The sequence below is a fragment of the Paenibacillus canaveralius genome (genome assembly GCF_047238265.1).
In the GTDB taxonomy this organism is placed as follows: Bacteria; Bacillota; Bacilli; order Paenibacillales; family NBRC-103111; genus Paenibacillus_F.
Genome location: NZ_JBDFMM010000001.1, coordinates 2,917,193 through 2,928,955, shown reverse-complemented (window position 1 = coordinate 2,928,955; position 11,763 = coordinate 2,917,193). Strand labels below are relative to the sequence as shown.

Here is an 11,763-nt window from a genome sequence, read left to right as displayed (position 1 = left end):
GGAGGGATAACGATGAACGGGGCAGCGGACAAGGTAAAGGAAGTCAAATGTGTAATCTGGGATCTGGACAACACGATGTGGGACGGCATTTTGCTGGAGTCCGACGAGGTTCAGTTAAAACCCCATATGCGAGAGCTTCTCGCGGAGCTGGATTCTCGCGGCATTCTGCAATCAATCGCAAGCCGCAATGATACGGTGCACGCGCTGGACAAGCTGAAGGAGTTCGGGATCGACACCTATTTTCTGTATCCCGAAATCAACTGGAATGCCAAATCAGCCTCGATCGACAAAATTCGATCGAACTTGAACATAGGGATGGACACCATTCTGTTTATCGACGATCAGCCCTTCGAACGGGATGAGGTGCTGAGCATCCATCCGGAGGTAGAGTGTCTGGATGTGACGCCTTACGAGACCCTGCTTCGTCACCCGCGTCTCAATCCGCGGTTCATTACGGAAGATTCCAGACGCCGGCGCGCCATGTATCTGGAAGATATGCTGCGCAAAAACGAAGAAGAATCGTTTGCGGGACCTCAAGAGGCGTTTCTAAGTTCCCTCGGCATGCGCTTTGTCATTAGCGAGGCCAGAGAGGAAGACTTGAAACGGGCGGAGGAACTGACCATCCGCACAAATCAGCTGAATGCGACGGGTTATACGTACAGCTATGAGGAACTGGACAGGATCAGACAGTCGGATAATCATATCCTGCTCGTGTGCGAATTGACGGATAAATACGGCTCTTACGGTAAGATCGGGCTTGCACTGATCGAATTGAAGGAAAGCTGCTGGCATATAAAAATGCTGCTAATGTCCTGCAGGGTGATGTCTCGCGGAGTCGGTACCGTCATGCTCACGTACATCATGCAGCAGGCGAAGAATGAAGGGAAAGTACTCCGGGCCGACTTTAAACAGACGGACCGCAATAAGATGATGTACGTCACCTACCGTTTTGCTAATTTCACGGAAATCTCCAATGACGGAGAAGGAAACATCCTGTTCGAGAACGATTTAAACCAAATTCAGCCGTTCCCGCCTTATATTGATGTGTTGGTAACGGTCGCCGGGAGAAAGGGGTAACTAGATGGAAATCAAACAAAAGATCCGCAGTTTTATTGAAAGCAATCTGGTTGTATTTGAGGACGAGGCCGTGTTCACGGACGATGATCATATTTTTCAAAAAGGCTTCGTCAACTCTCTGTTCGCCATGAAACTTCTCAGCTACATCGAACAAGAATTCGGATTCACGGTCAGCAATGAGGATTTGGATATCGCGAATTTCAGCACGCTTAACAACATCGTAAAGCTAATCGAAAAGCATAAGCAGGAGGCCTAAACGATGGTTGCACAGACATGCGAGTCCGCCCTCCAAATCATAGAGGAGGCCAAAATTTTTGCCGGCCGGGAAATCCGTCCGCTCGCGGGTGAAATCGATGTCAAAGGCGAGCTGCCCCGCAGCTTGATTAATAAAATGGGGCAATTGGGATATTTGGCGGCCAGCTGGCCGGAGGAATACGGCGGTCTGGGGCTTGATCCTGTGGCATACGGACTGTTCACGGAGCAGATCGGCAAAGCATGCTGCAACACGAGAGCGCTGATAACCGTTCAAACCTCGCTGCTCGGAGAGACTATGCTGCGATTCGGTACGGAGGCGCAGAAAAGATACTGGCTGCCGCAAATGGCGCGGGCGGAGAAGCTGGGCGCCTTCGCTTTATCGGAACCGAATGTGGGCTCGGATGCGAAAAACGTTCAGACCACCTACCGTAAAGAAGGAAGCCATTATATTCTGAATGGCACCAAAAAGTGGATTTCATTCGCTGCAATCGCCGATTTTTTCGTTGTGGTCGCAGCCGATGCGGACGGGTTCATCACCTCATTCATCGTCGAGCGTGAACGTGAAGGAGTGTATACAATCCCAATGTCCGGCATGCTCGGCAACCGGGCGGCTCATCTTGCGGAGATTGAGCTTAATGAAGTGAAAATCCCGGCGGAGAATGTGCTCGGCATCGTAGGCGGAGGCTTTACTTATATCGTATCCACCGCGCTTGATCACGGCAGATACAGCATCGCCTGGGCAGGTGCCGCCATTGCGGGCGAAGCCTTGGAAGCGATGGTAGCCTACTCGATATCGCGCTCCCAATTCGGAGAGAAACTGCACCAGTTCCAGCTCGTCAAAGGACTGATCGGGGACGCGGTCACCAAGGTTCATGCCGCGCGTGCGCTTTGTATCGCCGCGGGTGAATTGCGTAAAAACGGGGCGGCGGAAGCGGTTGACGAGACAGCGATCGCCAAATATTTTACATCGAAAGTTGCTGTCGAGATTACGAACGATACGGTGCAAGTTCATGGCGGCAACGGCTACCGCAGCGGCTACCCTGCCGAGCGGTTATTCCGGGAAGCCAAAGTACTGGAAATCATAGAAGGCACCAGCCAAATTCAGCAGCAGGTCATTTCTCAATACGGACTTCGCAAATATGCGGTAAAGAAGCGGGAGGAAGTTCGAATCGGAAAGGATGGGTGATAGCGTGAAGGAACCTCAAAAGCTGGATAAAAGCAACGTTGAAGATATTTTGGCACTCACTCCTATGCAGTCGGGGATGCTGCTTCAATACTTGAGAGATCCCGAAACTACGCAGTATGTAGAGATGATCGCGCTTGGCGTCAGCGGAGAGCTGGAGCTAACGTTGTTTGAACGGGCGTGGGCTTACGTTGTGCAGGCCAATGAGGCGCTGCGGTCCTTGTTCCGCTGGAAAGAGGTGAACCAGCCTGTTCAAATCGTACTGCGGGAACATCGTCCCGTTATTCGTTATGAGGACTATTCCGGCTATGGCGAGAATGTGCAGACCGGGCTGATTGAAGACCGGATTGCCGCCGACAAAAAGGAGAAGTTCACGCTGGATCAGGTGCCTTTCCGCCTGACGCTGTGCAAGCAGTCCGAGCGCCAACACACCCTGCTGATGAGCTTTCACCATATCTTGTTCGATGGCTGGAGCACGGGTATTCTGTTGAAGGAGTGGCGGAGCGCCTATTTGACGCTGGCGCAGGGGAAGGAACCGGAGCGGCAGGACAAGCCGCGCCTCAAGCAGTTTATCTCTTTGCTCCAGCAGCAGGACAAGCAAGCACAAGAGGACTACTGGAGCCGGTACTTGCATGACTTACAGAACCGGCCCATCGGTACAAGGAGCGCAATAGCTTCGGGAGCTCCCGATATGGCCTTATACACGGAAAAACGGAGCAGCACCTTCGCAGCCGGACTGCACCAGAGCGTCCGTTCCGCAGAAGTGACGCAGGCGGCTCTATTTTATACGGCGTGGGGTATTCTGCTTCAGCACTATACGAACAGTGACGACGTATTGTTTGGTACTACTGTGTCGGGACGCAATACGATTATTCCCGGGATGGAGCAGATGGTCGGCTTATTCATTAACACGCTGCCGTTTCGCATGACGGCGGGTCCGGATAAATTGTTACCCGGGCTCCTGGCCGAGGTGAATGCCTCTATTCAAGCAAGCGAAGAGCATGCGAACACTTCCTTAACGGATATCAAAACGTATGGAGGGCTCAGAGCCGAAGGAAACCCGTTCGATACCCTGGTAGTTGTGGAAAATTATCCGCTGGATGAAGTCGTTACGAGCACCGACGGACCGCTTGTCTTAGAACCTCATCATATCGAGGAAGAGACCGAGTTCGATTTGACACTGCGCATTACGGTGGCTGAGAAGCTGGAAATAACCTTCTCTTATAATAAGCAGGCGTATCCGGAAAATACGATCAAGAAACTGGCTCATCATTACCTCTACATTCTTGAACAAATCACCCAAGTCTCCACACAGGTTACCGCGTACCGGGAGACAAGGCTTAAGGATATCGGGATTCTTACCCACGAAGAGCGGGAGCAAATTCTGTTATTCAACCTGACAACTTCGAATTATCCCAGTGAGAAAAGTGTTCATGAGCTGTTCGAGGAACAAGCGCTGTTGTCTCCCGACAGTCTAGCTGTAACAGATGAGCGGCAGTCCTATACCTATCGCGAGCTGAACGAACAAGCTAACCGGATAGCCCGTACGCTGCAGGCGAAAGGCTTGGAAAGCGGCCAGGTTGTGGGATTGATGGCGAACAGATCCACCGAACTGATTGCCGGAATCTTCGGTGTTCTGAAAGCGGGAGGGGTCTATCTGCCGCTTGATTCCGCCCACCCTGCCGAAAGAATCGCTTATATGCTGTCCGACGGCGATGTGCGTGTGGTGCTCGCTTCACCGGGCCTTGAGGCATTGATACCGGAACATGCTCAGGTGCTGGAGCTGAATGAAGCATTGCTTCATCACGGCGAAGCATCCGAGCTGCCTCCGGCAGGCGGTCCGGAACATCCGGCATACGTCATGTACACATCCGGTTCGACAGGTAAGCCCAAAGGCGTCATTGTCGGGCACCGGGGAATCGTGAGGCTGGTCCGGAACACGAACTACGTCCAGTTCGAAGCGCATGACCGGGTCCTTCAGGCAGGAGCAATCGGCTTTGACGCACTGACGTTCGAGGTGTTCGGGGCGCTCTTGAACGGGGCCAGCCTGCATATTGCGGACAAGCATACCCTGCTGGACAATGCCCGACTGGATGCCTTTTTGCGTACGCGTGCCATATCGGGCGGACTGCTGACACCGGCATTATTCAATCAGTTGGCCCAGCAGCGTCCGGAGATGTTCGCCGGAATTCGCAATCTGGTCGTCGGCGGCGATGTACTCTCACCGAAACATATTGAGGCCGTCCGGCAAGCATGTCCCGGACTGACGATCTGGAACGCGTACGGTCCTACCGAAAACACGGTCATTTCAACCTGCTTCCGTATCGACCGCGAATTTAACGAGCATATTCCGATAGGTCGGCCTATCAGCAATTCTACGGCGTACATCGTCGACCGCTATGATAACCTGCTGCCGATAGGCATTCCCGGCGAACTGATCGTCGGGGGTGACGGTGTTGCGCTCGGCTACTTGAATCGTCCGGAGCTGACTGCCGAGAAATTTATACCGGATCCCTTCCGCTCAAGCGGGAATATTTACAAGACAGGCGATATGGCGCGCTGGCTGGAAGACGGAACCATCGAATATATGGGACGAATGGACCAGCAAGTAAAAATCCGCGGCCACCGCATCGAAACCGGTGAAATCGAGACGGTGCTCCTGCAGCACAAATCCGTGCAAGAAGCAGCGGTGACGGTGCAGCGACGGGGCGCCCAGACTGAGTTATGTGCCTATGTGGCTTCTTCTGAAACGGTGTCCGTATCTGACCTGCGGGCCTATCTTGCCGAAAAATTGCCCGATTACATGATTCCGACTCACATGGTCCGCCTGGAGCGGATACCGCTGACACCTAACGGAAAACTCGACCGCAAGGCACTGCCTGCTCTTGCGGAGGCTCCGCGCGATGTGAAGGAGGCGGCGATGCCGAGGACAGAGTTGGAGAATCGGATCGCAGACGCCTGGAAAGCCGTGCTTGAGCTGGATCGCATCGGGATCCACGACAAGTATTTTGAAGTAGGCGGCAATTCGATTAACCTCATCCAACTGCAGAGCAAGCTGCAAAGACAGCTTAAGCGCGAGATTCCGATCGTTACGCTGTTCCAATACCCGACCGTGTATGAACTGGCTGCGCATTTGGCAGGCGAAAGTGAAGCATCGGCAGATTCGAAGAGCGAGAGCGCAGCGTCCGGAAGGAAGCACGAGCAGACTTCCCCGGCGCAAACCGGGCGTGCGAAGCAAGAGAATGAAGGCAGCCGGGACATCGCGATTATCGGTTTGGCCGGAAGATTCCCAGGCGCACGAAACATCGGTGAGTTTTGGAACAATTTGCGGCAGGGCAAAGAGTCGATCTCGTTTTTTTCGGATGACGAACTGGCTGAGTATGGCTTTGACCGCGAGCTTATGAAGCGGCCGGAGTTTGTCAAAGCGAAGGGCGTGCTGGATGAGATGGACCATTTCGATCCGGCCTTCTTCGGCTATACTCCCGATCAGGCGGCGATTATGGATCCCCAAGTCCGGCTGCTGCACGAATGCGCGTGGCATACTTTGGAGGACGCGGGGTGCGACCCGCAGCGACATGCCGGGTCTATCGGGCTGTTTGCCGGGGTTACGAACAATTTCCACTGGCTGTCGCAGCTGTCTGACCGCCTGCACGGGAATTTGTCGGATATGTTTGAGGTCGATTCGCTGAACGATTCGTACACGGTCAGTACCCGTATTTCCCACAAGCTGAATTTAAAAGGTCCCGCGATCTCTTTGCAGACGGCATGTTCTACTTCACTGGTAGCCGTGCATTTGGCCTGCCAGTCTATTCTTAACGGAGATTGCGACATGGCTCTGGCCGGAGGCGCGTCCATCGTGCTCCCTCATAAATCGGGCTACCTTTACCAGGAAGGAATGGTTAAATCGCCGGACGGCCACTGCCGCACTTTCGATGCCAAGGCAAAGGGGACGATAGGCGGAGACGGCGTCGGATTCGTGGCGCTTAAATCGCTCGAAGCGGCTGTCGCAGACGGTGACCGGATTTATGCGGTAATCAAAGGCTCGGCCATCAACAACGACGGCAGCCGCAAGGTCGGTTTTACGGCGCCAAGCGTACAGGGCCAAGCGGATGTGATCGCCCGTGCTCAAGAAGCCGCGGGAGTTCCGGCCGAGAGTATCACCTACGTTGAAGCGCACGGATCGGGAACTACGCTTGGCGATCCCATTGAGATCGAAGCATTGACGAAGGCGTTCCTGACGGACAAGACCGCTTTTTGCCGCATAGGCTCCGTAAAAACGAATATAGGACATCTGGATGCCGCTGCCGGGGTAGCGGGATTGATCAAGACGGCACTGGCGCTTCATTATAGACAGCTTCCGCCCAGCCTCCATTATGAGACTCCGAATCCGAATATTGATTTCGCAAACAGTCCTTTCGTGGTTAACACCGCCCTGACCGACTGGCGCAGCGATGGCTATCCGCTTCGTGCGGGAGTCAGTTCTTTCGGAATAGGCGGGACGAATGCCCACGTCATCGTGGAAGAAGCTCCTGTACAGGAAGCTCCCGGGAAGGGCCGGGCCGATCAGGTGCTGCTATTGTCCGCTCAGACACCGGCTGCGCTCGATTCGATGACGGCCAATCTGGGCGTCTATCTCAAGGAGCATCCTTCGGCGAATCTGGCCGACATTGCTTACACGCTGCAGACCGGCCGGCGTCCTTTCAAATACCGGCGTATGCTTTCCTGCAGCACGGTTGAGGAAGCGGCCGCGGCACTGATACCTGCCGCTGACAGGGCAAGCTTCGATACACGGAAAGTAATCTCCGGCACGGCCGCGGAGGAGCGCGGTTCAATCGTGTTCTTGTTCTCCGGGCAAGGATCGCAATATATCAACATGGGGAAGGGATTGTACGAAACCGAGCCCGTGTTCCGGGAAGAGATGAACCGCTGCTTCCGTCTGTATCTCGAGATTACCGGCACGGATATGAAGAAAACGCTCTACCCGGACGCCCAAGGGGAGACGACGGCAGCAGCCCTTGCATTGAATCAGACCAAACATATCCAGCCTGCCATGCTTATGCTCGAATACGCGCTCGCGCGTCTTCTCCTGTCATGGGGAGTGAAGCCGGATGCGATGATAGGTTACAGCTTCGGAGAATATACGGCCGCCTGCCTCGCCGGCGTTTTGTCACTGGAAGAGGCGATGCGGCTCATCATACTGCGCGGAGAGCTTATGCAGCAGGTACCGCCGGGCGGGATGCTCAGCGTGCCGCTTCCCGAGCAAGATATCAAACCTCTTCTTAGCGGCTCCCTGTCACTGGCCGTCGTCAACGGGCCATCCTGCATTGTATCCGGTCCTGATGAAGAAATTGCCGCATTTGAACAGCGAATGAAGGCAAGCAAATATGTTTGTATGAGATTGCCGGTGTCCACGGCTGCTCATTCTTCGCTTCTTCACGAGGTGGCGGAGCCATTCGCCGAAGCCGTCCGGAAGGTCTCTTTGAATCCGCCCCAAATACCGTATGTCTCCACAACGACGGGCAATTGGATAACGGATGAAGAAGCGACGGACCCTGGCTATTGGACCCGGCACATGACGGATACGGTACGTTTTGCGGATGGTATTAAGCGGCTTGTAGAGCAGCAGGGCAGGCTGTTCGTGGAAATCGGCCCCGGCCAGGATTTAACACTCCTGGCGCGCCGCTATATCGATACGGAGCGCGGACAGCAGGCATTCAACCTGATGCGGCCCGAGCAGAACAGTATACCGGACACCTCCCTGCTCGTGAACCGGATCGGAAGATTGTGGCTCTACGGCCAGTCCGTCGATTGGAGAGCCTTTCATGGAGAAGAACCGCGGCCGCGTGTCTCTCTGCCTGCTTATCCGTTTGCAAGACAGCGCTATTGGATCGAGTCTGCTGCTGGTATTTCACTGCCGGCGGGCAGCCCTGCGAGCAAGATTCAGGGCGCGGGCGGCAAAGTGGCCAAGCAGCCCGACATGTCCGACTGGTTCTATGTTCCGACCTGGAAAAAAGAGCAGCTGCTTCCTGGCTCCGCCAGCATCAACGCTAACCTTGCCGGTAATTGGCTTGTATTCGCCGACGAAAACGGCTTGGCCGCCGATATTATCCAATCACTTGCCAAATGCGGAGGCCAAATCGTTGTAGTTACCGCGGGCGAGCACTACGAACAGATCGCAGCTCGTCAATATACACTGAACCCGAAAAGTGAAGATCATTATATTAAGCTTTTTACGGATCTGAAAGCTGGGGGAATCCTTCCTGACCTGCTGCTTCATGCTTGGGGAATTTCCGCCCCATCCTCCCGTGACAGCGGTGAGGCTTGGCTGAGGGCCACACAGGAACGCGGATACTATAGCTTGTTATACACGGGAAAAGCGCTGAAAAAGCAAGCTTCGGGGCACGAAGTACGCATGTGGGTGCTGACGGATAATATGCAAGCTGTCGCCGGCGAATCTGTCCTGTATCCGGAGAAGGCGACTGTACTTGGACCGTGCCGGATAATTCCGCAGGAATTGCCGCACGTTCATTGTCACAGCATCGATCTTAACCTGCCGAAAGCGGGAAGCTGGCAGAGAGATAGACTGATCCGCCGTCTGCTCGACGAATTTGGCGCTGCCCGGTTCGAATTGGCGGCTGCTTATCGAGACAACGAACGCTGGGTACTCGGCTATGAACCGGTTAAGGTTGCAGAACCCGAAGCGGAAGCACCGCGGCTCCGTCAAGGCGGCGTCTATTTGATCACAGGCGGATTGGGATATATCGGTCAAGTCCTTGCCGGTCATCTGGCACGAAGCGTACGGGCGAAACTTGTCTTTACCAGCCGCTCGCCATTTCCGCCCCATGAACAATGGGAGCAGTGGCTCGCCGAACACGGCCCGGAGAATACCGTCAGTGTTCAGATCGGCAAGCTGCAGCAGCTCCAATCTCAGGGAGCCGAAGTGCTTGTATTTACGGCAAATTCGTCAGATCAAGAGCAAATGAAGGAGGCTATCCGGCAAACCGAGGCGGCGTTCGGTCCATTGAACGGGGTTATTCACACGGCCGGTATGACAGGCGAAGCGGCGTTCAGGATGCTGGAAGAGACAGACGAAGAATTAAGCGAGCAGCATTTCCAAGCAAAACTATATGGACTCCTGGTTCTAGATCAAGTGCTCGCTGACAAGGAGCTTGATTTCTGCCTGCTGGCTTCATCGCTGTCTCCGATGCTCGGCGGATTAGGCTTTACCGCCTACTCGGCAGCGAACCATTTTATGGACGCCTATGTACACGTACGCAACCGCCGTATGCCTGCGGCTTGGACCAGTATCAACTGGGACGGTTGGCAGCTGGAGAAAGAGCAGACAATTCATGGGCAGGCGGGCACTTCGATATCCGAGCTGCTCATTGCGCCGGAAGAGGGGACCGAGCTGCTGAGGCGCGTGCTGTCGGTCCGGGAAGCGAGCCAGATCGTCCTGTCGACCGGCAGCCTGCAGGACCGGATCGACAAGTGGGTGAAACGAACGGCTCAGGAAGAGGCAACTCTGCCCCAAGGAGACGGCAGCTTCTACACCCGCCCTGCGCTCTCCGGCGAATATATCGCTCCCGCAACGGAATCCGAACGCAAGCTTTGCGGGATGTGGGAGCAGCTTTTCCGGATTGAGAAGATCGGGGTGCAGGATGATTTCTTCGAACTGGGCGGAGATTCGCTCAAGGCGATTACCGTCGTAACCGGGATTCATAAAGAATTGAAGGTGGAAATCAGCCTGCCCGTCTTTTTCAATATGCCGAACATCCGGCAGCTTGCCGCACATATCGATGAGGCGGAACAAAGTGCCTACCACGAGATTGAAAAGGCTCCCTCCCGCGAATATTACGAGCTGTCCTCCGCGCAGAAGCGTCTCTATTTGATCCAGCAGATGGAGAAGGGACATACGGGATATAACGAAATTGTCGCAGGCATTCTGAAAGGCAAACTGGACAAGGCCCGATTGGAAGCGGTACTCAGGCAGCTGATAGAGCGTCATGAAAGCTTGCGAACTTCATTCGAACTGGTTAACGGCCTGCCCATGCAGAAAATAAGTGAAACCGTCGAGTTCGAAGTTGAATACGCGGATTTCAGCGGCGAAATTGAGCCGGGCGAATCCGACGCCGGACTATTAGAGGAAGAAGGGGAAACCGCCGGGAAAATCCGCGAAGCCGTGGCGAAGTTCGTGCGTCCCTTTGATTTGACCCGGGCGCCTTTGATGCGTGCCGGACTCATCAAGCTTGAGGATGAACGGCACGTGCTGATGGTGGATCTTCATCATATCGTGTCGGACGGTTTATCACAGGACATATTCGTTAACGATTTTATGGCCCTGTATGCCGGCCGTGAATTGCCCGGGCTTGCGCTGCAATACAAGGATTTTTCAGAATGGCAGAACCGGATGAAGGAAACGGAGGAGCAGCAGCGCCAGGGGGCATTTTGGCTAAATCAACTGCGGGACGTTCCCCGGTTAGCCTTGCGGACGGATTATCCGCGCTCCGAGACAAGAAATTTCGCCGGCAGCCGAGTTCCCTATGATCTGACTACGGAGCAGACGCAAGCTCTAAAATCACTCTGCCTGAAGGAAGATGTGACCTTATTCATGGCGCTGCTTGCCGTTTTCAACCTGCTTCTCGCCAAAGTTTGTGCCCAGCAGGACATCGTGGTGGGAACTCCGATTATCGGCCGCAAACAGCCGTCTCTGCAGCTTATTATCGGCAAATTCGTCAACATGCTTCCGCTGCGAAATCAATTGGATGAAGAAATGAGCTTCAGCGAACTTCTCCAGGCAGTGAGAGCCACGACTCTGGATGCCTTTGCCAATCAGGATTATCAGTTTGAAGAAATGGTTCAGCAATTAGGACAGGATCGTGATTTGGGCCGCAATCCGGTATTTGATGTTGTATTCGCGCTCCAGAACATGCAGAACCCTGAGATGAGCATTCCCGGTCTGAAAATGGAACCGTTCCCGTTCGTTCACGACGCCTCTCATTTTGATTTGTCTCTGATTGCGGAGGAGGACGGTGAGAAGCTGTCCTTCAAGTTCGAATACAGCACCCGCTTATTCCTGAGGGACACGATTGTGCGTTTTGCAGGTTATATGCAGGATATTATATCCGGTGTTCTGGCAAATCCGGACAAAAAGCTGAAGGACATTACGATTGCTCATCATCTAGCCGAGCCTGAACCTGTCTATCTTGCCGGAGCCCGGGGGGAATTCGGACTATGAGCGGATCCGGGGG

Annotated in this window: 4 protein-coding genes; all 4 read left to right on the top strand. The window is 54.3% G+C overall.

What is annotated here, in order from left to right:
* Positions 1-12: 12 nt before the first annotated feature.
* Genes ABC395_RS13310 through ABC395_RS13295 form a run of 4 tightly spaced genes read left to right on the top strand, consistent with a single transcriptional unit; the run spans position 13 to position 11,750 of the window.
* The gene (locus tag ABC395_RS13310) at positions 13-1,077 is read left to right on the top strand and encodes an HAD-IIIC family phosphatase (protein WP_413003715.1); all 1,065 of its coding nucleotides are present in this window, start codon (positions 13-15) and stop codon (positions 1,075-1,077) included.
* A 4-nt stretch (positions 1,078-1,081) separates the two neighbouring features.
* Entirely contained in the window at positions 1,082-1,333 is a 252-nt protein-coding gene (locus ABC395_RS13305) for an acyl carrier protein (protein WP_053491437.1), read from the top strand.
* A 3-nt stretch (positions 1,334-1,336) separates the two neighbouring features.
* Positions 1,337-2,518, top strand: coding sequence for an acyl-CoA dehydrogenase family protein (locus tag ABC395_RS13300; RefSeq protein ID WP_413003712.1), 1,182 nt, complete (start codon positions 1,337-1,339; stop codon positions 2,516-2,518).
* Positions 2,511-11,750 (top strand): amino acid adenylation domain-containing protein, encoded by a 9,240-nt coding sequence (locus ABC395_RS13295; RefSeq protein WP_413003710.1) that lies wholly within the window; start codon positions 2,511-2,513, stop codon positions 11,748-11,750. The genes ABC395_RS13300 and ABC395_RS13295 overlap by 8 nt, the downstream gene beginning before the upstream one ends.
* Positions 11,751-11,763: the final 13 nt, after the last annotated feature.